The 21,288-nt window shown below is 70.5% G+C and carries 17 protein-coding genes; 6 read left to right on the top strand and 11 right to left on the bottom strand.

Annotated elements, in window-relative coordinates; all coding sequences use genetic code 11:
- Window positions 1-148: 148 nt before the first annotated feature.
- From ACLZN2_RS42030 to ACLZN2_RS42015, 4 genes are all read right to left on the bottom strand, one after another.
- Complete coding sequence (locus tag ACLZN2_RS42030; RefSeq protein ID WP_416985018.1) at window positions 149-1,960, bottom strand: ABC transporter ATP-binding protein; 1,812 nt, start codon at window positions 1,958-1,960, stop codon at window positions 149-151.
- Window positions 1,961-2,342: 382 nt separating this feature from the next.
- Window positions 2,343-2,495, bottom strand: coding sequence for a hypothetical protein (locus ACLZN2_RS42025; protein ID WP_416985017.1), 153 nt, complete (start codon window positions 2,493-2,495; stop codon window positions 2,343-2,345).
- Window positions 2,496-2,876: 381 nt separating this feature from the next.
- A complete protein-coding gene (ppdK, locus tag ACLZN2_RS42020) occupies window positions 2,877-5,624 on the bottom strand; it encodes a pyruvate, phosphate dikinase (RefSeq protein ID WP_416985016.1) in 2,748 nt (915 codons plus the stop codon).
- Window positions 5,625-6,095: 471 nt separating this feature from the next.
- Window positions 6,096-7,334: an ROK family protein gene (locus ACLZN2_RS42015; protein WP_416985015.1), complete on the bottom strand. Its 1,239-nt coding sequence runs from the start codon at window positions 7,332-7,334 to the stop codon at window positions 6,096-6,098.
- Window positions 7,335-7,458: 124 nt separating this feature from the next.
- Here ACLZN2_RS42015 and ACLZN2_RS42010 point away from each other — a divergent pair, with 124 nt between their 5' ends.
- The 3 genes from ACLZN2_RS42010 to ACLZN2_RS42000 all read left to right on the top strand — a co-directional run bounded on the left by ACLZN2_RS42010 (window position 7,459) and on the right by ACLZN2_RS42000 (window position 12,956).
- A complete protein-coding gene (locus ACLZN2_RS42010; protein WP_416985013.1) occupies window positions 7,459-8,868 on the top strand; it encodes an MGH1-like glycoside hydrolase domain-containing protein in 1,410 nt (469 codons plus the stop codon).
- Window positions 8,865-10,805 (top strand): glycogen debranching N-terminal domain-containing protein, encoded by a 1,941-nt coding sequence (locus tag ACLZN2_RS42005; protein WP_416985012.1) that lies wholly within the window; start codon window positions 8,865-8,867, stop codon window positions 10,803-10,805. Before ACLZN2_RS42010 ends, ACLZN2_RS42005 begins: the two co-directional genes overlap by 4 nt.
- 165 nt (window positions 10,806-10,970) lie before the next feature.
- Window positions 10,971-12,956 carry a CDP-alcohol phosphatidyltransferase gene (locus tag ACLZN2_RS42000; protein WP_416985011.1) on the top strand — a complete coding sequence of 662 codons (1,986 nt, stop codon included), beginning with the start codon at window positions 10,971-10,973 and terminating at the stop codon, window positions 12,954-12,956.
- Between the two features lie 27 nt (window positions 12,957-12,983).
- Here ACLZN2_RS42000 and dusB read toward each other — a convergent pair whose 3' ends face one another.
- Window positions 12,984-14,183, bottom strand: a complete 1,200-nt coding sequence (gene dusB / locus ACLZN2_RS41995; RefSeq protein WP_416985010.1) for a tRNA dihydrouridine synthase DusB — start codon at window positions 14,181-14,183, stop codon at window positions 12,984-12,986.
- 65 nt (window positions 14,184-14,248) lie between these two features.
- Between dusB and ACLZN2_RS41990 the strand changes: the two genes are divergently transcribed.
- Window positions 14,249-15,703 carry an MFS transporter gene (locus tag ACLZN2_RS41990; RefSeq protein ID WP_416985009.1) on the top strand — a complete coding sequence of 485 codons (1,455 nt, stop codon included), beginning with the start codon at window positions 14,249-14,251 and terminating at the stop codon, window positions 15,701-15,703.
- A 137-nt stretch (window positions 15,704-15,840) separates the two neighbouring features.
- Window positions 15,841-16,059 (top strand): hypothetical protein, encoded by a 219-nt coding sequence (locus tag ACLZN2_RS41985; RefSeq protein ID WP_416985008.1) that lies wholly within the window; start codon window positions 15,841-15,843, stop codon window positions 16,057-16,059.
- 87 nt (window positions 16,060-16,146) lie between these two features.
- Here ACLZN2_RS41985 and ACLZN2_RS41980 read toward each other — a convergent pair whose 3' ends face one another.
- From ACLZN2_RS41980 to ACLZN2_RS41955, 6 genes are all read right to left on the bottom strand, one after another.
- Complete coding sequence (locus ACLZN2_RS41980) at window positions 16,147-17,046, bottom strand: UTP--glucose-1-phosphate uridylyltransferase (RefSeq protein WP_416985007.1); 900 nt, start codon at window positions 17,044-17,046, stop codon at window positions 16,147-16,149.
- 50 nt (window positions 17,047-17,096) lie between these two features.
- Window positions 17,097-17,720, bottom strand: a complete 624-nt coding sequence (locus tag ACLZN2_RS41975; protein ID WP_416985005.1) for a TetR family transcriptional regulator — start codon at window positions 17,718-17,720, stop codon at window positions 17,097-17,099.
- A gap of 25 nt (window positions 17,721-17,745) precedes the next feature.
- Window positions 17,746-18,756: an aldo/keto reductase gene (locus ACLZN2_RS41970; protein WP_416985004.1), complete on the bottom strand. Its 1,011-nt coding sequence runs from the start codon at window positions 18,754-18,756 to the stop codon at window positions 17,746-17,748.
- Window positions 18,757-18,837: 81 nt separating this feature from the next.
- Window positions 18,838-19,446: a lytic polysaccharide monooxygenase auxiliary activity family 9 protein gene (locus ACLZN2_RS41965; protein ID WP_416985003.1), complete on the bottom strand. Its 609-nt coding sequence runs from the start codon at window positions 19,444-19,446 to the stop codon at window positions 18,838-18,840.
- 121 nt (window positions 19,447-19,567) lie between these two features.
- Entirely contained in the window at window positions 19,568-19,855 is a 288-nt protein-coding gene (locus tag ACLZN2_RS41960; protein ID WP_416985002.1) for a DUF397 domain-containing protein, read from the bottom strand.
- Window positions 19,837-20,679, bottom strand: coding sequence for a helix-turn-helix domain-containing protein (locus ACLZN2_RS41955; RefSeq protein WP_416985001.1), 843 nt, complete (start codon window positions 20,677-20,679; stop codon window positions 19,837-19,839). The genes ACLZN2_RS41960 and ACLZN2_RS41955 overlap by 19 nt, the downstream gene beginning before the upstream one ends.
- 173 nt (window positions 20,680-20,852) lie before the next feature.
- Between ACLZN2_RS41955 and ACLZN2_RS41950 the strand changes: the two genes are divergently transcribed.
- Window positions 20,853-21,233, top strand: coding sequence for a hypothetical protein (locus ACLZN2_RS41950; protein WP_416985000.1), 381 nt, complete (start codon window positions 20,853-20,855; stop codon window positions 21,231-21,233).
- Window positions 21,234-21,288 lie beyond the last annotated feature (55 nt).

Genomic DNA, 21,288 nt, shown 5'->3' with positions numbered 1-21,288 from the left:
CGCCTTCCGACAGCTGAAAGCCGGATGACCTCCGGCAATCACAGAAGGTAATGGATCATTTACGAGGCGAAACCTTCAGTCGCCGATCTCCACCACATCAGGTGATCGAAATCCAGACACCGGAAAACCGCCACAGGGGCGCCGCCCCTCAAGCCACCGGCCCCGCCCAAGCCTCGCTCCAGTCGTACGCGCCGCCCTGGGCCTGCCCCGCGTACGCGTATGCCTCCGGGGCGTTGCCGGCGCCCGCATCCGCCGTAACCCCCGGGTTCTGGGAGCCGTACAGGCGGGTGTATACGCCGCCGTAGGACAGGAGGTCGTGGTGGCGGCCTGTTTCGGTGAGGTGGCCCTGGTCGATGACGAGGATGCGGTCGGCCTCGGGGGTGAGGGTGAGGTCGTGGGTGATCATGATGGTGGTGCGGCCGGTCATCAGGCGGCGGAGGGGTTCGATGATGCGGCGGGTGGCGATGGCGTCGAGGCCGGTGGTGGGTTCGTCGAGGACCAGGACCGGGGCGTCGCGCAGGACCGCGCGGGCGATGGCCAGGCGCTGGAGCTGGCCGCCGGAGAGGCGGGCCGTTCCGGGGTCGATCGTCGTGTCGTAGCCGTCCGGCAGCGCGGTGATGAAGTCGTGCGCGTCGGCTGCCTTCGCCGCGTCGACGATCGCCTGCTCGCTCGCTCCCGGCCGGCCGCAGGCGATGTTCGCGCGGACCGTGTCGTGCAGGACCAGGGTCTCCTGCGGGAGGAGGGTGACGTATTCGCGGAGGCGGTCCAGGGGGAAGTCGCGCAGGGGGACGCCGTCCAGGGCGATCGTGCCGGAGTCGGGGTCATAGAAGCGGAGGAGGAGTTTGGAGACCGTCGACTTGCCTGCGCCGCTCGGGCCTGTGATGACGACCAGCTCGCCGGGGTTCGCCGTGAAGGACAGGTTCTGGAGGGCCTCGCGGTCGGTGCCGGGGTAGCGGAAGGAGACGTCCTGAACCTCGATCACGCCGTCCGGGCGGCCCGAGGAGCGGTCCGAAGATCCCTTGGGGTCGGCCACCGCGGGGCGCGTGTCCAGGATTTCCACCAGGCGTTCGGCGCCTGCCGTGGCCGCGGTGATCAGCAGGCCCAGCTGGGCGAGGCTGCGGATGGGCGGGTAGAGGTAGCTGAGGAGGGCCGCGAAGGCGAGGAGTTGGCCCAGGGTCATCTGGCCCTCCGAGATCTCCCAGACGCCGATGCCGATCACGGCAAGAACGCAGACCGTCTCTATGACCTGCACCAGCTGGCCGTACGCCTGGTTCAGGCGGGCCGAGCGGACCGCCGCCCGGAACCATGCCGTCGCCTCCTGGCTCAGTCGGCGCCGCTCCGCGTCCTGGCGACCGTACGCCTGGGTGAGGACGAGGTTGCCGAGGGACTCCTCCACTACGGAGGTGACCGCGCCGTCGGCCACGCGGCCCTCGCGGGCGACCGACCTGACGCCGGCGGAGAACTTCTTGGCCGCCAGCCAGAACAACGGGGCCAGCACGAAGGTCGCCGCCGCCAGGTCCCAGCGCAGCCAGAACGCGGCCGCCGCGTAGAAGACGGCACTGAAGAGCGCGGAGGCCGTGCCGATCAGGCCCGACACCGCCATCTGCTCGATGGCCTCGACGTCTCCGGTCAGCCGGGAGAGGAGGTCGCCCTGGCGGTGGTGCTGGAAGAAGTGCGGGGGGAGCTTCTGTACGTGGTCGAAGACGTGCTCGCGCAGCCGCATCACGAAGCGTTCCGAGACCCAGACCGCGAGGGAGCCGCCCGCGTAGCCGATGACCCCGCCCACCATGGCGATGACCAGCCACTGGATCGCCGGGCTCCAGAACGCGTCCAGTGAGCCCTTCTGCAGGGCGTTGTCGGTGAGGCTGCTGAACAGCAGGATCGCGGAGGTCTCCGCGAGCGCGCCCAGCACGGTGCACAGCCAGACCCCCACCAGCCAGCGGCGCAGCCCCTTGGTCATGGGCCAGAAGCGGCGGAAGGCATCGCGGGGGGAGAGGGCAGGGAGAGTGTTGGGTTCCCCGGAGGGGGTGGGTTCCGGGTCGTCGTGTTCTGCGGGTCCCGAGAATACGAAATCCGTCGCATCCTCGGTATCGCGCATTATCGGCAAGCCGTATTCCGATAGTTCGAGACCTGCCGGGACATGCCGGGGAAATTCGACCCCTGAAGACTTCTTGGGCGCGCGCATATTTCTCCCACGCATGGATAATTTACGAAGCGAGGATGCTGCACGTTCATGACTTTGCCTGATTGCCAGGTGTTTCGGGGTGGATCCACAGGCTGTACACAACCCGGGAGGGTCGTCGGAAAACCGGCGACCCTCCCTCCCACCAGGCGTTTTGGCGTCAGGCGCCGCGCTGCTGGGGCGCCGGATCACCGGGACGCGGGCGGCGGCGCTGCTGCGGCTGCGGGGGCGGGGGGACCTGGCCGGCGTTCGCGTTGGGGTCCGCGTTCGCGTTGCGGCGGGGGGTAAGCGGTGCGATCACCCTGAAGCTCATACTGACTCCTTCTGAGTTTCCAGTATCTGCGGGAAGGGAATTCCGCACGGACGGATGGGGATCAGGGTCGTCACCCTGGGCGATCCCGCCGCCCGATGAGAAAGAACTTAACACGACCCATCAGAAGGGGAAGAGAAAACCAAGAATTAAGAGCCGGAAATGAAGCTGTGAAAACCTTGGGATTTCCTTGGCGTTGAATGGGAGATGCCCGCTGACCAGCGCAGTCGATCAGCGGAAGCAGCGCAAGCGGCCCGAGCAGCGCAAGAGGGCGGCACCCCCGCACAGGGTGCCGCCCTCCTCTTGCATGCCGGAGCCGCCGCCGATCGGTACTGAGGGTCGGGGACCGACGGCGGCTCCGGGGCTCAGAGCCCCCTCAGGGGATCAGCGGTGGTCGCTGCCCGCCGACTGCGTGGCCGCGCGCCCCGCCTCCAGGCGGGCCACGGGGATCCGGAACGGGGAGCAGGAGACGTAGTCGAGCCCGGCCTCGTGGAAGAAGTGCACCGACTCGGGGTCGCCGCCGTGCTCGCCGCAGACGCCGAGCTTGAGGTCGGGGCGGGTCTCGCGGCCCGCCTTGGCCGCCGCCTTGACCAGGGAGCCGACGCCGTCCTTGTCGATCGTCTCGAACGGGGAGACCCCGAAGATGCCCCTCTCCAGGTAGGCCGTGAAGAAGGAGGCCTCCACGTCGTCCCGGCTGAAGCCCCACACCGTCTGGGTGAGGTCGTTGGTGCCGAAGGAGAAGAACTCGGCGGCCTCGGCGATCTGGGCGGCCGTCAGCGCGGCGCGCGGCAGCTCGATCATCGTGCCGATCGACAGCTTCAGCGAGACACCCGTGGCCGCCTCGACCTCGGCGACGACCTGGTCGGCCTCCTCGCGGACGATCTCCAGCTCCTGGACGGTGCCGACGAGCGGGATCATGATCTCGGCGCGCGGGTCGCCCTTGGCGTTCTTGCGCTCGGCGGCGGCCTCGGCGATGGCGCGGACCTGCATGGTGAACAGACCCGGGATGACCAGGCCCAGCCGCACCCCCCTGAGCCCCAGCATCGGGTTCTGCTCGTGCAGGCGGTGGACCGCCTGGAGCAGGCGCAGCTCGTTCTCGTGCGGCTCCTGGCGGGACTCCGCGAGCGCCACGCGCACCGACAGCTCGGTGATGTCGGGCAGGAACTCGTGCAGCGGCGGGTCGAGCAGGCGGACGGTGACGGGCAGGCCGTCCATCGCCTCGAAGAGCTCGACGAAGTCCTGCTTCTGGAGGGGGAGGAGTTGCTTGAGGGACTCCTCGCGCTCGGTCTCCGTGTCCGCCAGGATCAGGCGTTCCACCAGCTCACGGCGGTCGCCGAGGAACATGTGCTCGGTGCGGCACAGGCCGATGCCCTGGGCGCCGAAGCGGCGGGCGCGCAGCGCGTCCTCGGCGTTGTCGGCGTTGGCGCGCACGCGCAGCCGGCGCTTGCGGTCGGCGAAGGCCATGATCCGGTGGACGGCCTCGACGAGTTCGTCGGCGTCGTCGGCGCCCGCGTGCATCCGGCCCTCGAAGTACTCCACGACGGGGGACGGGACGACCGGGACCTCGCCCAGGTAGACCTTGCCGGAGGAGCCGTCGATGGAGATGACGTCGCCCTCCTCCACCACGTGTCCGCCGGGGACCGTCATCCGGCGGCGCTTGGTGTCGACCTCGAGCTCCTCGGCGCCGCAGACACAGGTCTTGCCCATGCCGCGGGCGACGACGGCCGCGTGGGAGGTCTTGCCGCCGCGCGAGGTCAGGATGCCCTCGGCCGCGATCATGCCGTCGAGGTCGTCGGGGTTGGTCTCCCGGCGGACGAGGATGACCTTCTCGCCCGAGCGGGACCACTTCACGGCGGTGTACGAGTCGAAGACCGCCTTGCCGACCGCCGCGCCCGGCGAGGCCGCGATGCCCCGGCCGACCTGCTGAACCTTCGCGTCCTCGTCGAAGCGGGGGAACATCAGCTGGGCGAGCTGGGCGCCGTTGACGCGCTGCAGCGCCTCCGTCTCGTCGATCAGGCCCTGGTCCACCAGCTGGGTGGCGATGCGGAAGGCGGCGCCGGCGGTGCGCTTGCCCACGCGGGTCTGGAGCATCCACAGCTGACCGCGCTCGATCGTGAACTCGATGTCGCAGAGGTCCTTGTAGTGGTTCTCCAGCGTCTCCATGATCCCGAGGAGCTGGTCGTACGACTTCTTGTCGATCTGCTCCAGCTCGGCGAGCGGGACCGTGTTGCGGATGCCCGCGACGACGTCCTCGCCCTGGGCGTTCTGCAGGTAGTCGCCGTAGACGCCCTGGTGGCCGGAGGCGGGGTCGCGGGTGAAGGCGACACCGGTGCCGGAGTCGGGGCCCAGATTGCCGAAGACCATCGAGCAGACGTTGACCGCCGTGCCGAGGTCGCCGGGGATGCGCTCCTGGCGGCGGTAGAGCTTGGCGCGGTCGCCGTTCCAGGAGTCGAAGACCGCCTTGATGGCGAGGTCCATCTGCTCGCGCGGGTCCTGCGGGAAGTCCCGGCCGGCCTCGGTCCTGACGATCTTCTTGAACTTGGTGACCAGCTTCTTGAGGTCCGCCGCCTCCAGCTCGGTGTCGACGGTGACCTTCTTGGCGGCCTTCGCCGCGTCGAGGGCCTCCTCGAAGAGCTCGCCGTCGACGCCGAGGACGGTCTTGCCGAACATCTGGATGAGACGGCGGTAGGAGTCCCAGGCGAAGCGGTCGTCGCCGGCCTGCTTGGCCAGGCCCTGGACCGACTTGTCGGAGAGGCCGATGTTGAGGACCGTGTCCATCATCCCGGGCATGGAGAACTTCGCGCCCGAGCGGACGGAGACGAGCAGCGGGTCGTCGGCCTGGCCGAGCTTCTTGCCCATCCGCTCCTCGAGGGCGTCGAGGTGCGCACTCACCTCGTCACGCAGTGCCACCGGCTCCGCGCCGCTCTCCAGGTAGACCTTGCAGGCCTCAGTGGTGATCGTGAAGCCGGGCGGGACCGGGAGGCCCAGGTTGGTCATCTCGGCGAGGTTGGCGCCCTTGCCACCGAGGAGGTCCTTGAGGTCCTTGTTGCCCTCGGTGAAGTCGTAAACGAACTTCACGCCCTCAACGCTCGCGGCCTGCTCGGCTACCGGGAGATCTTTGTTTTCCGACACGGGTCTCGACTCCTCGAGGACGCGGTGGCTGCCCTGACGGCGAGGAACATACCCAGATCGAAGGCGCCTGGGTACGTCCACTTGCGCGTCATACGCCCGTAACCCGTCGTCAGCCAGTGGATCGAAAGTCAAGGCTTGGCAAGCGCAGGGCAGCTGATGTTTTCACTTCTTGAACACGAACACCTCCAGACGGACGTATCTACGCTCACATGAGCGACGTACGGCACGTCTGATTTCGATCGATGAACGATCAAGGGGTGGCACGCAGTGCCACCCCTTGGAGAAGTGCATTCGATCCATGATCCGCTCATCTGAGCATTACCCCCCTCAAGGGTGGCGAGAATCACGCTCCACGCCGGGGCCCGGTTCCACCATGCGGACGGGTCTCAGGAACGAAACCCGCCTGTCATACGAGCCCACCTGCCGTACGAGCTCGCCTGTCGTACGAGCCCGTCTGCCTACGAGCGTCCCTCACACCCCCAGGGCCAGCAACCGCTCCTCCACCCGCTCGGGTGCGTAGAGGTGCTCCACGACCAGCGCACCTGCTCCCACCAGCCCCGCCCGGTCCCCGAGCCGGGAGGTCACCACGTCCAGATGGGCGGTGGAGCGTGGCAACGCCCGCTGGTAGAGCAGCTCGCGCACCCCGGTGAGGAAGGGGGTGCCCGCCAGGTCCCCGGCGATCATCAGCACCCCCGGGTTCAGCAGGGTCACCACCGTCGCCAGGACGTCCCCCACCCGGCGCCCCGCCTCCCGCGCCAGCGCCGACGCCGCCGGATGCCCGGCCGCCAGCAGGTCCCGTACGTCCGAGCCGGAGGCCGCCGGCACCCCGCTCTCGGCCAGCTTGCGGGCCACGGCACCCCCGCTGGCTACGGCGGCGAGACAGCCGTAGGAACCGCACCGGCACAGCGCCTCCGCGCCGACCCGGATGTGGCCGATGTCCCCGGCGCCCCCGTCGATCCCCCGGAACAGCGAGCCGTCGACCACGACCCCGGCGCCGATGCCCGTCGAGACCTTGACCAGCACGAACGCCGAGCAGTCGGGGTATCCGGCGTGCTGCTCGCCGTACGCCATCAGGTTCGCGTCGTTGTCGACGAGGACGGGCACCCCGGGTGCGCCGGGCGTCCCGGGCAGGCCCGTGCGCTCGGTGAACGCTCGCGCGAGGCGGCCTCGTATGTCGTAGCCGTCCCAGCCGGGCATCATCGGCGGCTGCACCACCCGGCCCGTCTCGCTGTCCACCGGGCCGGGCACGGCCAGGCCTATGCCGCAGACCTCCTGCGCGCCGTGGCCCGCCTTGTCCAGCAGCTCGGCGAACCAGCCGCCCAGCTCGTCCAGCACGGCGTCCGGGCCGTCCTCGACGACCAGCGTGCCGGCGTGCTCCGCGAGTATCTCGCCGGTCAGGGTCAGCACGGCCGCGCGCGCGTGCCGGGTGTCCAGGTCGGCGGCGAGCACCACGGCATGGGCGCCGTCGAACTCCAGGGTGATCGAGGGGCGGCCGCCCAGCGGTGAGTCGACCGGCCCGCCGGCGCCCTCGCGCAGCCAGCCCGCCCGGAAGAGCCGGTCCAGCCGCTGTCCGACCGTCGCGCGGGAGAGGCCCGTCACCTGCTGCAGGGCACCGCGTGTCGTCGCCCGTCCACTGCGCACCAGTTCGAGCAGCTCTCCGGCGCTGGCCTGACCGCCCGCCCTGCCGGTCCGTCCCGGACGCCGAGTCATGCGCACCCCCTTGTGTTTCTCCAGCCTGCATTACATATTGAGTTTTGCGTGTTAAATAGACGTAACCCTACGGTAGCCCCTGCCGAACCAGGGGGCCGCCTTGACGTCTTTCGGGGAGCCCCGAGTGGATCGCACCGCCCAGCTCATCGCCCGCCCGGTGGAGTACACCGCCGTATACGATCCGGCGGCTCCGCCGGGTCCGCCGCACCTCGGAGCGGTGCGGCGGGGCGCGGTGAGGGTGCTGGAGGACAACTGGACCGGCAGCTCGACGGTGCCCTCGCGCCGGCTGTACCCGCACCAGTGGTCCTGGGACTCGGCGTTCGTCGCGATCGGCCTCAGGCATGTCTCGCCGCTGCGGGCGCAGACCGAGTTGGAGACGCTGCTGGCCGCCCAGTGGGGTGACGGGCGCATCCCGCACATCGTCTTCAACCCCTCCGTACCGCTCGACGCGTACTTCCCGAGCCCCGACTTCTGGCGCTCCTCGACCGCGGGGCGCGCTGCGGGCGCCCCGCGCACCGTACAGACCTCGGGCATCGTGCAGCCACCGGTGCACGCGCTCGCGGCCTGGCTGGTGCACCGCGCCGACCCGGGGCTGTCCCGGGCACGGGGCTTCCTGGCCCGGGTCTACCCACGGCTGGCCGCCTGGCACCGCTATCTGCTGCACCGGCGCGACCTCGGCGGGGGCGGGCTCGTCTCCGTCGTCCACCCCTGGGAGCAGGGGATGGACAACGCCCCGAGCTGGGACGCCCCGCTCGCCCGGGTCGCCCCGGCCCCGGCCCGCTCCTTCCGGCGCGCCGACCTCGACCACGGGGCGGCCGAGGACCGGCCGACGGATCTCGACTACGGGCGGTACGTCCGGCTGGCGGCGGACTACCGGGACGCCGGGTACGCCGACGGCAGCGGCGGCTTCGCCGTGGAGGATCCTTCCTTCAACGCGCTGCTCATCGCCTCCGAGCACGCCCTCGCCCGGATCGCGCGGGAACTGGGCGCGACGGCGACCGCCCGGCACGCGCGTGCGCAGCGACTGACGGCGGCGCTGGTGGAACGGCTGTGGGACCCGACGGAGGGCATGTTCTTCTGCCGCGACGTGCACGGGGGCGGCCTGGTGCGTGAGCGTGGGGTTTCGGGGCTTGTGCCGTTGCTTCTGCCGGACCTGCCGCGCGAGGTGGTGGCGGCCGTCGTGCGCACGCTCAGGGGCCCGCACTTCGGGGTCGGTACGACGACGCGTCTCGTCCCCAGTTACGACCTGCTCGGCGAGGCCTTCGACCCGCACCGCTACTGGCGCGGCCCGGCCTGGTTCAACACGGCCTGGCTCCTGGAGCGCGGGCTCAGGCTGCACGGCCACCTCGCGGACGCGGACGCGTTGCGCGCGGCCGTGCTGGACACCGCGCTCACCTCGGACTTCGCCGAGTACGTCGACCCGTACACCGGCGAGGCCTGCGGCGCGACCGGCTTCAGCTGGACCGCCGCGCTCACGCTCGACCTGCTCCACCAGAACGACACCACGACCGACAAGGGAGGGGACCGGGGATGACGGACCGGCATCATCTGCTCGTGTACGGCGGGACGTTCGCCGCCGTCGGCGAGCGCGGGGACATCAGTGGCGTACGGGGCTCCGGCTCCTCCCCGCAGGGGTTATTCGTCAGGGACGCCCGGCATCTGAGCCGCTGGCAGCTGACGGTCGACGGCGCGGTGCCGGAGGAACTCGCGCCGGTCGCGGGCGGGGACACCACCCGCTGTGTGCTGGTCCCGCGCGGCGGGCGCAACGAACCGCCGTCCTGCACGCTCTTCCGTGAACAGGCCGTCGGGGACAGCTCGTTCGTGGAGTCGGTGCGAGTGGTCAGCAACCGCCCGGTGCCGACCGTGGTCCGGCTCGCGCTGACCGTCGACGCGGACTTCACGGACCAGTTCGAGCTGCGCTCCGACCACCGGACGTACGCGAAGACCGGCGCTGTGCGCAGCCGCGAGGTCCTCGACGACGGCGTGGAGTTCGGCTACCGGCGCGGGGAGTGGCGGTCCTGTACGACGGTGAGCGCCGAGCCCGCCCCGGACGCGGTCGAGGAGACCGGCACCGGGGCCCGCCGGCTGGTGTGGAAGCTGGAACTGGAGGCGCACGGCAGCGCCGAGCTGATCCTGCGCGTGATGGCCCGGCCGCATGGCGAGAAACGTGCGCTGCGGGTTCCCCGCTCCCCTTCCGCGATGGCCGAAAAGCTACTTGCGTATGAGGGCGAGTTCATGGAAGGTGTCGCTTTTCCTACGGAATGGCCCGAACTGGCGACCGCCTGTGTTCGAGGGCTCGCCGATCTCGCCGTGCTCCAGGTGCAGGCGACCGGTACGGAGGGTGAGGAGCTGCGCGTACCGGCCGCGGGAGCACCCTGGTTCCTCGCGCTGCTCGGCCGTGACGCCCTGCTCACCTCGCTCTTCGCGCTCCCCTACCGTCCGCAGCTCGCCGCCGCCACGCTGTCGGCCCTCGCCGCCGCCCAGGCCACCAGAACCGACTCCTCCTCGGTGTCCCAGCCCGGCAAGATCGTCCACGAGATGCGGCACGGCGAGCTCGCCCACTTCGGGCAGGTCCCGTTCGGGCGCTACTACGGCTCGGTCGACGCGACGCCGCTCTTCCTCGTCGTCCTCGGGGCGTACGTCGAACACACCAGCGACACGGTGTTGGCCCGCCGCCTGGAACCACACGCCCGCGCGGCGATCGCCTGGATGCTCGACCACGGCGGACTGACCTCCCGCGGCTATCTGATCTACCGCGCGGACCAGGGCGGCCTCGCCAACCAGAACTGGAAGGACTCCCCCGGCGCCATCTGCTCCGCCGACGGCACCCGCGCCATCGGAGCGGTGACGGCGGCGGGGGCCCAGGGGTACGCGTACGACGCGCTGCGCCGCACGGCGTGGGTGGCGCGCACGGTGTGGGAGGACACCACGTACGCCGCCCTCCTCGAACAGGCGGCCGCCGATCTGCGCGACCGCTTCCAGCGGGACTTCTGGATGCCGGAGCAGTCGTTCCCGGCGCTCGCGCTGGACGGGGAGGGCCGCCAGGTCGACGCGCTCGCCTCGGACGCCGGGCATCTGCTGTGGTCGGGGCTGCTGGACAAGGAGTACGGCGAAATCGTCGGCCGGCGGCTGCTGGAGCCCGACTTCTTCTCGGGCTGGGGCGTACGCACCCTCGCCGCCGGGCAGCCGGCGTACCACCCGCTCTCCTACCACCGAGGTTCGGTCTGGCCGCACGACAACGCGCTGATCACGCTCGGGCTCGCCCGGTACGGCCTGCACGACGAGGCCCGTACGGTCGCCCGCGCCCTGGTCGACGCGGCGACGGCGACCGGGCACCGGCTCCCCGAGGTGCTCGCCGGCTACGGCCGCGACACGCACTCCGAACCGGTTCCCTACCCGCACGCGTGCGTACGGGAGTCCCGCGCGGCGGCGGCCCCGTTGGCGCTGCTCACGGCGGTCGGCGGTGCGTAGCCCTGCCCGGGCGGGGCGCTTGGCGTGACGTTTGCGCGGTGTTTGCCGAGCACTGGCCGAGGGGGCTGAACGCGGGCCGGGGGCAGGCCGTACGAAACTGAGGCGGATCCGGCTTCCCGCGCCGGGTCCGCCGAACCACCGGGCTTCGTACGGAAGGACCCTCGGGTGCCTGTCTCCACTCGCTCCACCCAGCCACCGGCTCCGAAAGAACCCGAGGACACCGGGGTGACCTCCCCCGCGCCCGAGGAACGCACGTCCGCCGATGAATTGACGGGTGATCAGGAGCGGGTGAGGGCCGGGGCCGGGGAGTCGGCAGGGGCCGGAGAGTCGGCAGGGGCCGGAGAGTCGGCAGGGGCCGAGAAGCCGGTGGAGTCGGAGCCCGTCGAGGGTTCCGTGAAGGAGGCCCCGGAGGACCCCGCGGACGCCCCGGATCCTGACGCCGAGGCCGCCGTGGAGGAGTCCGCCGCCAAGCCCCTGTCCCGTCTCGCGTACCTGCGCGCCTGGCGTACCCGGCACCCCGAAGCCGCTCGGGTGGTGTGGTGGACGGTGACCGTGCTGTCGCTCGTGCTGGTGATCGGGGCGCTGCTGCTGCCGAACCGGATGGCCGCGCTGCAGGCCAACCGGTTCGTCAGGCTGCCGGGTGAGGCGATCATCGGGGCGGCGGTGCTGCTGGCGCTGCCGCGCCGGGCGCGGATCGTGCTGGCGGCGCTCGGCGGGGCGGCGCTGGGTGCGCTGACCGTGCTGAACGTGCTCGACATCTACTTCATGGAGTACCTGGGCCGGGACTTCAACCTCGTCCTCGACTGGGGCCTGCTGGACGACGCTCAGTCGTACCTCGCGGACACCCTGGGGAAGACCGTCGCCCTCGCGGCGGCGATCGGCGTGGTCCTGCTCGTCGTCCTCGTGATCACGGTGATGGCGCTGGCGACGGTCCGGCTGAGCAACATCCTGGTGCGCGACACCCGGCGGGCCACCCGCGGCACGCTGATCGCGGGCACCGCCTGGATCACGTGCTCGGTGCTGGGCTTCCAGTACGCCGGTATCCCGGTCGCCTCGGACCGGGTGGCGAACCGGCTTCAGTCCGAGGCGCGGCAGGTGCGGGCGACGATCCGGGACGAGGCCGCGTTCCGCAAGGAGGCCCGGAACGACACGTTCGGCAACACCCCGGCCGACCAGCTCGTGCCCGATCTGCGCGGCAAGGACATGATCTTCACGTTCATCGAGAGCTACGGCCGCAGCGCCATCGAGGACCCGGTCGTGGCGCCCGGCGTCGACGCGACCCTTCAGGCCCGCACCGAGGCCCTCGCGAAGGCCGGCTTCCACGCGAAGAGCGGCTGGCTGACCTCGGCGACGTACGGCGGCAGCAGCTGGCTCGGCCACTCCACCACCCTGTCCGGGCTGTGGGTCGACAACCAGCAGCGCTACCGCACGGTGATGGCCAGCGACCATCTCTCCCTCACCAAGGTGTTCCAGAAGACGGGCGCCTGGGACACCGTCGGCGTCATGCCGGGTGTGCAGAAGGGCTGGCCGGAGGCGAAGTACTACGGCCTGGACAAGGTGTACAACGCCTTCAAGATGGGGTACCAGGGACCGAAGTTCAGCTGGTCGACCATGCCGGACCAGTACACGCTGGAGGCGTTCCAGAAGCTGGAGCACGGCAAGAAGCGCGACAAGCCGCTGATGTCGGAGATCATCCTGACCTCCAGCCACCAGCCGTGGGCGCCGATCCCGACGATGGTCGGCTGGGACGAGCTCGGCGACGGCTCGATCTTCAACGGCATCGAGGCGGCCGGCAAGAAGGCGTCCGACATCATCGCCGACTCCACCAAGTCCAAGCAGGAGTACGGCAAGTCGATCCAGTACTCGGTGACCGCGCTGACCGAGTGGCTGGAGCGCTACGGCACCGACGACACCGTCCTCGTCTTCCTCGGCGACCACCAGCCGATCTCCCGGGTCAGCGGCCAGAACGCCAGCCGGGACGTGCCGATCTCGATCGTCGCGAAGGACCCGAAGGTCCTCGACAGCATCGCGAGCTGGAACTGGACCGACGGTCTCAAGCCCGCCGACAACGCACCGGTGTGGAAGATGAGTTCGTTCCGCGACCGCTTTCTGACGGCCTACGGCTCGACCCCGCACCCCAAGAACGGCTGATCCGCGCAAGGGAGTTGAGCGGGAAGTTCAGCCGCCGGAGGTGTCCAGCTCCGCTTCCTCGCTCACGCCCGCGCAGTCGTACGGGTCCTTCAGCCAGCCGTCCGGCAGCACCACCCGGTTGTTGCCGGACGTACGGCCGCGGGGCCCGTCGGCGCCCACGGGCCAGGGCTGGTCGAGGTCCAACTCGTCGAGCCCGGACCGGAGTTCCTCCAGCGAGGAGGTGATGGCGAGCCGCTTGCGCATCTCGGAGCCGACCGCGAACCCCTTGAGGTACCAGGCGACGTGCTTGCGGAAGTCGATGACACCGCGCGACTCATCGCCGATCCACTCGCCGAGCAGCGTGGCATGACGGACCATCACCTCGGCGACCTCACGAAGGGACGGCCGCGCGATGTCGGCCGTACGCCCCTCGAAGGCCGCCACCAGGTCCGCGAACAGCCACGGCCGCCCGAGGCACCCGCGCCCGACGACCACTCCGTCGCAGCCGGTCTCCCGCACCATCCGCAGCGCGTCCTCGGCGGACCAGATGTCCCCGTTGCCGAGGACCGGGATCTCCGGGACGTGCTCCTTGAGGCGGGCGATGGCGTCCCAGTCCGCGGTGCCGCCGTAGTGCTGGGCGGCGGTGCGGCCGTGGAGCGCGATGGCGGTGACGCCCTCCTCGACGGCGATGCGGCCGGCGTCGAGGTAGGTGATGTGGTCGTCGTCGATGCCCTTGCGCATCTTCATCGTCACCGGGAGGTCCCCGGCGCCGCCGACCGCCTCCCGCAGGATGGCGCGGAGCAGGTTGCGCTTGTACGGCAGCGCCGAGCCGCCGCCCTTCCTCGTCACCTTCGGGACCGGGCAGCCGAAGTTCAGGTCGATGTGGTCGGCGAGGTCCTCCTCCGCGATCATGCGGACGGCCTTGCCGACGGTCGCCGGGTCGACGCCGTACAGCTGAATGGACCGGGGCTTCTCACTCTCGTCGAAGTGGATCAGCTGCATGGTCTTCTCGTTGCGCTCGACCAGCGCCCGGGTGGTGATCATCTCGCTCACGAACAGGCCCTTGCCACCACTGGCTCCATCCTTTGCTTCGCCTCCGGCGAAGGCTTCGCCTGCGGCGAAGGACCTGCACAGGGTGCGGAAGGGCGCGTTGGTGATCCCGGCCATGGGGGCCAGGACGACGGGCGGCTGCACGGCGTGCGGGCCGATCCGCAGGGTCGTGTTCTGTGTGGGCGCGGTCGTGGGCATCCCCCCATTCTCACGTACGCCACGGCACACGAGCCATATTCATTAGTTAGGCGTACTATTAACGCATGCCCGAGCTCAGCCCGCACCGCCGTCGGCTCGTCCTCGCGATCTGCTGCATGAGCCTGCTGATCGTGAGCCTCGACACCACCGCGCTGAACGTCGCCCTGCCCGCGATGGAGCGCGATCTGCACGCCTCCACCGCCGGACTGCAGTGGACCATCGACGCCTACACGGTGGTGCTGGCCGCGCTGCTGATGCTCGCGGGCTCCACGGCCGACCGGATCGGCCGCCGCAAGGTCTTCATGGCGGGCCTCGTGGTGTTCTCGCTCGGGTCGCTGCTGTGCTCCCTCGCCCCGAGCCTGGACCTGCTGATCGCGGCCCGGATGGTGCAGGCGGTCGGCGGCTCGATGCTGAACCCGGTCGCCATGTCGATCATCACCAACACCTTCACCGACCCACGCGAGCGGGCCCGGGCGATCGGCGTGTGGGGCGCGGTCGTGGGCATCTCGATGGCGGCCGGTCCGCTGCTGGGCGGACTGCTGGTGGAGGCGGTGGGCTGGCGTGCGATCTTCTGGGTCAACCTCCCGGTCGGCCTCGCCGCGCTGCTCCTCACCCTCCGGTTCGTCCCCGAGTCCCGCGCCCCGAAGGCCCGCCGCCCCGACCCGGTCGGCCAGCTGCTGGTCATCACGCTCTTCGGCTCCCTGACGTACGCGATCATCGAGGCGCCGGGGGCGGGCCCGGCGACCAGCGGCCCGTTCGCGGCCCTCGCCCTCGCCGCCCTGACCGGACTCCTCCTCTACGAGCCGCGCCGCGCCGAACCCCTCATCGACCTGCGCTTCTTCCGCTCGGCGCCGTTCAGCGGGGCGACGGTGGTGGCGGTGAGCGCGTTCGCCGCGCTGGGCGGCTTCCTGTTCCTCTCCACCCTCTACCTCCAGAACGTACGGGGTCTGGACGCGCTGCACGCGGGCCTGTGGATGCTGCCGATGGCGTTGCCGACGTTCCTGTGCGCGCCGCTGTCCGGCCGCCTGGTGGGCAGCCGAGGCCCCCGGCTGCCGTTGGTGATCGCGGGCCTCGCGATGACGGCGAGCGCCCTGCTGTTCGCGGTCTTCGACGCGGAGACCTCGAACGTCACGCTGCTCCTCGGCTACACCCTCTTCGGGATCGGCTTCGGCTTCGTGAACGCGCCGATCACCAACACGGCGGTCTCCGGGATGCCCCGCAGCCAGGCCGGGGTGGCGGCGGCGGTCGCCTCCACCAGCCGGCAGCTGGGCCAGACCCTCGGCGTCGCGGTGGTCGGCGCGGTGCTGGCGGCGGGCGTGAGCGTGACGTCGTACCGCGAGACCTTCGTCCCCGCGGCCGTCCCCGGCTGGTGGATCCTCACCGCCTGCGGCCTCCTCGTCCTCGTCCTCGGCACCCTGACGACCGGCCCCTGGGCCCGCCGCACGGCGGAGCGGACGGCCCGCCGCCTGGAGGAGGAGACGACGGACGTCAGGGAGGCGGCAGCGGGCGTGAACGCCTGACCGCCAAAGTGCCGGCCACCGTGCGGCCTGCGGCTGCCTCGCAAGGTGGGGTGAGAATCCCCCGTTGATGTTGTTCTTGCGGCACACTCCATGCCTGCCGGGGTAAGGGAAGGGACGGACGGGGAAGGGGAGGCATCGTGCCGTCGATCGACTCGAGCAAGGTGAGCCGCTGGGACCAGCACGGGCGTGAGCACGTCGTCCGGGTGCAGCGGACGGGAGTGCAGCGCACCCTCAGTTGCGACACCTGTGGCTGGCGCAAGGGCGCCCAGTTCCTGCCCTGGCTGAAGGCGGCCGAGCATCTGGCGGAGGCTCATCAGGCGACGGTGGATCCGTCGGAGGGCGCGCCGCAGCGATGAGTTCGCCGGGGCCTGACCGGGCTCAGTAGCCGGTGGCCGGTTCGCCGACCGGGTACGGGGCCTGCGGTTCGCTCGGAACGCTCCGGCTCAGCCCGCCGCGTCGAGGTCGCTGACCAGGCCGCGCAGGAGCGGGCCGTACTCGGGGTGGGCGAGGGCGTGGGCCATCTGGGCGACCAGGTAGTCGGCGGGGTTGCCGGTGTCGTACCAGCGGCCCTGGATGACCTGCCCGTACACCGCCCGGGTCGACGCGTAGGCGTTGATGGCGTCGGTCAGGTAGATCTCGCCGGTGCGGTGCTCGTACCACCGGCGGGTCTGTTCGCGCAGTTCGTCGACGATGCCGGGGGTGATGACATAGCCGCCGATGGCCGCGTAGGAGGAGGGCGCGGCGGCGGGGTCGGGCTTCTCGACCAGGCCCGTGATGCGCAGGGTGCCGGCGCCGAGGTCCTCCTTGACGATGGGGACGCCGTAGCGCTGGGAGTCTGCGGGGTCCATCGGCATGAGGGCGAGGACGGGGCAGCCGGTCTGCTCGTAGGCGCGGATCAGCTGCTGGGCGCGGGGGACCTCGGCGACGAACACGTCGTCGGGCCACAGGACCAGTACCGGCTCGTCACCGAAGGAGCGGGCCGCGTTGAGGACGGGGGTGCCGTTGCCGTAGGGGCCGCGCTGGTCGAGGTAGGTGATGTGGCCCTTGCGGGCCAGCTCGGCGATCTCCTCGACGGCGTCCGCATAGGCGGGCTTGCCGTCGGCGCGCAGTTGGTCGACGAGGGCGGGGTTGGGGCGGAAGTGGTCCTGGATGAGGGACTTGCCGCCGGAGACGACGATGGTGATGTCGGTGATGCCGGAGTCCACCAGCTCGCGCACGGTGTGCTCGATCACCGGCTTGTCGCCGACCGGGAGCATCTCCTTCGGGGTCGCCTTGGTCAGCGGCAGCAGACGGGAGCCGAGTCCGGCGGCGGGGATCACGGCCCTGCGGATCGTCGGAGGCATCTGGGTCTCTCCCGGTTCGTGTCGGTGTCGCGCGTGGTCGGCCGCACACTCTAGTCCGCCGGGGTGACGGCTGTCTGTCCGGTGCCCAGCCCCCTCACCACCAGGTCGACCAGCGCCGCGAAGTCCTCTTGTGCCTCGGGCCGCTCCCACACGGTGACGTAGTCGGGGTCGTGGAAGCGGCCGGTGGCCTGGAAGACGGCGCGGGCGGCGACGGCCGGGTCGGGGACGGTGAAGGTGCCGGAGGCGACGCCCGCCGTGATGACCGTCGCGAGCTGGCCGGTCAGGTCGGCGACGTGCTCGCCGACGACCTCGCCGCTCTCCTTGGTCAGCACGATGTAGGTGGCGAACAGCTCCGGATCGTCGCCCGCCTTGCGCCGCTTGGCCTCGAAGAGGGCGGCGAGCCAGTCCCGCAGCCGGGCCTCCGGTGGGCGCGTCTCGTCGGCGGCGATGCCCGCGAGAGCCTCGGACGTACGGTCCAGCCACCGCTTGGTGACCGCCGCGCGCAGCGCCGCCTTGGTACGGAAGTGCCGGTAGACGCTGCCGTGGCTGACCCCGAGCGCACGGGCCACGTCGACCACGGTGGCCTTGGCCGGGCCGTGGCGCCGCAGCACCTCCTCGGTCGCTTCGAGGATGCGCTCGGGGGTCAGGATCTCGGAGGTCTGCGGCGGGGCCATGGTCAGACGGTACCCGGGAGGGGGGTCAGCGCTCGCTGTCGAGGTGTTCCATCGCCGCCGGCGCATAGCGCTCACCGGCCGCCGAGCCGTCCGGTACGGCCTCCTCGATCGCCGCGAGGTCCGCCTTGTCGAGTACGACGTCCAGGGCGCCCAGCGACTCCGTGAGCCGCTCCCGGGTGCGGGCGCCGATCAGCGGGACGATGTCCTCGCCCTGGGCCAGCACCCAGGCGATCACGGTCTGGGCGACGGAGACGCCCTTCTGCTCGGCGATCTTCCGCAGGGCCTCCACCAGGGTCAGGTTGTGCTGGAGGTTCTCGCCCTGGAAGCGGGGCGAGTAGGCCCGGAAGTCGTTCGCCGCGAGCTGCCGGTCGGCCGTGAAGTGCCCGGAGATCAGGCCCCGCGCCAGCACGCCGTACGCCGTGATGGAGATGCCCAGCTCCCGGGTGGTCGGCAGGATCGACCTCTCGATGCCTCGGCTGATCAGCGAGTACTCGATCTGGAGGTCGGCGATCGGGGCGGTCGCGGCGGCCCTGCGGATCGTCTCGGCGCCGACCTCGCTGAGGCCGATGTGCCGGACGTGCCCCTGCTCGACCAGCTCGGCGATCGCGCCGACCGTCTCCTCGATCGGTACGTCCGGGTCGAGCCGGGCGATCCGGTAGACGTCGATGTGGTCGACGCCGAGGCGCTGGAGGGAGTAGGAAGCGAAGTTCTTCACGGCGGCCGGGCGGCCGTCGTAGCCCGCCCAGGTGCCGTCGGGGCCGCGCAGGGCGCCGAACTTGACGCTGAGCAGCGCCTGCTCGCGGCGGGCGGCGGGCGCGCTGCGCAGGGCCTCCCCGATCAGCAGCTCGTTGCTGCCCATGCCGTAGAAGTCGCCGGTGTCGAGCAGGGTCACGCCCGCCTCCAGGGCGGCGTGGAGGGTCGCGATCGACTCGCCCCGGTCCGCGTCGCCGTACAGCGCGGTCATGCCCATGCAGCCGAGGCCGAGGGCGGAGACCTGGGGGCCGGTGGTGCCGAGGGAACGGGTTCGCATCGTCATACGAGGAAGCATGGCATGACGACTGACAGATTTCAATATCTGTCAGTCGTCAGGCCGCTACCCTTCACTGCCCTGGGCGCACTACGTGAAGTTCACGTCGATCACCTGGTAGAAGGCGTTACCGGTGTCCGCCACCTCCCATACGCCGAGAACGACGTGATAGCCCTCGCGCTGCGGCAGCGTGATCGTGTGCTCCACCGGAACCTGCGGGGGATCCGGCAGGTCCCAGTACGGCGTGTCCCCGTTCGGCTCCAGCCGCGCGAACGGCTCGGCCTCGAACTGCGCCCGCGACAGCGGCTGCGACGGATCCCAGCCGTTCTTCGTGACGAAGTAGTTGTAGCGACGCGTCTTGTGCCGCATCGAGAAGTTCCAGACGACCTTCTGCTGCGCACCCGACGCGAGATCGACCTTCCGCCAGTCCCGCACCTCGTCCAGCCGAGGGGCACCACCATCGGTGTAGCCCGCACTGGCGATCTTCCCGTCCGGCGGCGGCGTGGCGCTGGCGACGTCGGAGGGCTGCAGGGGGTCGGTCAGGCCCGCCTGCGTCGCGGGGAAGAACTTGCCCGCCTCCAGCGCGTTGGACGGATAACCGTCGTTGAACAGCAGGGCCGCCCGGGACGGCGGCTGGGTGACCCACCCATGGAACGGGGCGGCATCCTGGTCGGAGCGTGCGGTCTTCGCTGTTGCCATCGTTGCTGTTCCTCCTCCTACGTACCGGCCTTCAGGCTCACACGGACGCCGGCGGTCGGCATCCGCGTGAGCGCCGAACGGGTGAACAGCGCGGACGAACTGTCGAGGAGGGTGGGTCAGTTCAGGCGGAGAAGCGTGCGTGCTTCACGGCACCCACGAAGTCCTCCCAGGCAGCCGCCTCGAAGACGAGCACGCCGAGGGCGGGGGCCTTGCTGTCCCGGACGGGGACGAGGGCGGTTACGTTGTCGGCGACTTCGAGGCAGGCGCCGCCGTCCTGGTTGCTGTAGCTGCTCTTGCGCCAGGCGGCGGCGCCGAGGAGGTCGTCGGAGACTTCGACGCAGTTGCCGCCATCCGTGTTGCTGTAACTGCTCTTGCGCCACGTCACGTTGCTCAAGTCGATGGCTCGCACGGCACTTCCTCCAACATACGCAAGATGAACGTTCGCGACTCAGCAGGCTTCAGCGCCAGGTCACGTACCGCATCATATGTGCGATGTAGGCGCTCAACCCTGCTTGTCTCCTCGACCAGTTCACCTCGTACGTCGTTTTCGGTATAGGCCACGGTACGGCCATCCAGCAGCCGCAGGAACATCGTGTCGGTGTTCATCAGGCCATGCGGACCAGCGCCGAACGGCAGCACATGGAGGGTGGTGTTCGGGCGCTCCGCCGCCTCCAAGAGGTACTCCAACTGCCGCCGCCATTCCTGAGCGTCGCGCATCGCTGTCCGCAGCACGGCCTCGGAGAGGATCGCCCGGAACGGGGGCGCATCCTGCCCTTCCAGCAGCTTCCGCCGACTCGTACGCGCCTCGACCTGCTGGTTCAGCTCCTCACCCCTGAGCCCACCCGCCGTGAGCGCTTCGCACGCGTACCCGTCCGTCTGGAGCAGACCCGGCGGCGCGCTCACCGAGTACTGCCACAGCCCCACCGCCTCGGCCTCCAACGTCATGTACCGCCGATACTGCTCCTTGAACTGCGACGTGTCGGCGACCGCCAACTCCCACAGCGCCAGCAGCAGCCCCGGCGTCCCGTAGTACTGGTCGAGCGCCTGGGCGACCTCTGGGCTGCCCAGCGTGCGCCCGGTCTCCAGCTTCCCGAACTGGGAGGGATCCCAGCCGACCACCTCCGCCAGCTTTTGCAGGCTCACCCCCTTCTCCTGCCGCAGTAACCGCAGCTCCTCCGCGAACCGCTGCCGCGGCTCCTGGCTCCGTCCCGTGATCACTCGCCTCGGCGGCATCGCATCGCGTCCCTCCGTGGAATTTGTGGAATTTACGGCGCCCGACGACGAAAAACCCCTCGCCAACGGCGTGCCGACCCCGCTCCAGGGACATCCTGACGACAGCCCCCACCACCCAGAGTAGCCCAACCCTCACATTTAGTATGGAAGTTGGGTGAAAGGAGCGAATGAACATGCACCACGAGCCCGGCGCCCTCCTCTACGACCCCGCCACGGACAAGGTCGGCGAGTACCAGGACCGCTCCGGCCCCTACGCGATGCTCCGCCCCGTCGGCGGGGGCCGGGAATGGCAGGCCGATCCGGCGGCGCTGCGGCCGGCCACCGACCGGGAACGGCTCCGCGCCCGCGTGCGCGCGGCGAACGGGCTCGCGCGGACCGACGGGCCGTTCATGGTCGGCCTTCCCCGCCCGCCCGCGCCGGTGCCGGACTGCGCCGAGTGCGACGAACTGGCGGCGCGCCGCGAGAAGGCACGGGCCGCGCACGACTACAGCGCGGAGACCGACGCCAACGTCATGCTGCGCAGCCACCAGCGGCAGCAGCACGCCACCTCATAGCGCGAGGCCGGTTCCGGTGGGTCTCCCCGCCGGAACCGGCCTCGCGCGTACGGAA

Origin of the sequence: Streptomyces sp. T028 (genome assembly GCF_048159505.1) — a bacterium.
Taxonomy (GTDB): Bacteria; Actinomycetota; Actinomycetes; order Streptomycetales; family Streptomycetaceae; genus Streptomyces.
The sequence above is the reverse complement of the archived record's forward strand: the minus strand, read 5'-3'. Positions and strand labels throughout refer to the sequence as shown.

Coding starts and splice junctions, on each gene's coding strand:
- ACLZN2_RS41980 (WP_416985007.1), bottom strand. CDS start 17,046: ATGCCTCCGACGATCCGCAGGGCCGTGATCCCCGCCGCCGGACTCGGC.
- ACLZN2_RS41950 (WP_416985000.1), top strand. CDS start 20,853: ATGCACCACGAGCCCGGCGCCCTCCTCTACGACCCCGCCACGGACAAG.
- ACLZN2_RS41965 (WP_416985003.1), bottom strand. CDS start 19,446: ATGGCAACAGCGAAGACCGCACGCTCCGACCAGGATGCCGCCCCGTTC.
- ACLZN2_RS42025 (WP_416985017.1), bottom strand. CDS start 2,495: ATGAGCTTCAGGGTGATCGCACCGCTTACCCCCCGCCGCAACGCGAAC.
- ACLZN2_RS41970 (WP_416985004.1), bottom strand. CDS start 18,756: ATGACGATGCGAACCCGTTCCCTCGGCACCACCGGCCCCCAGGTCTCC.
- ACLZN2_RS41975 (WP_416985005.1), bottom strand. CDS start 17,720: ATGGCCCCGCCGCAGACCTCCGAGATCCTGACCCCCGAGCGCATCCTC.
- ACLZN2_RS42030 (WP_416985018.1), bottom strand. CDS start 1,960: ATGACCAAGGGGCTGCGCCGCTGGCTGGTGGGGGTCTGGCTGTGCACC.
- ACLZN2_RS41990 (WP_416985009.1), top strand. CDS start 14,249: ATGCCCGAGCTCAGCCCGCACCGCCGTCGGCTCGTCCTCGCGATCTGC.
- ACLZN2_RS41955 (WP_416985001.1), bottom strand. CDS start 20,679: ATGCCGCCGAGGCGAGTGATCACGGGACGGAGCCAGGAGCCGCGGCAG.
- ACLZN2_RS42015 (WP_416985015.1), bottom strand. CDS start 7,334: ATGACTCGGCGTCCGGGACGGACCGGCAGGGCGGGCGGTCAGGCCAGC.
- ACLZN2_RS42005 (WP_416985012.1), top strand. CDS start 8,865: ATGACGGACCGGCATCATCTGCTCGTGTACGGCGGGACGTTCGCCGCC.
- dusB (WP_416985010.1), bottom strand. CDS start 14,183: ATGCCCACGACCGCGCCCACACAGAACACGACCCTGCGGATCGGCCCG.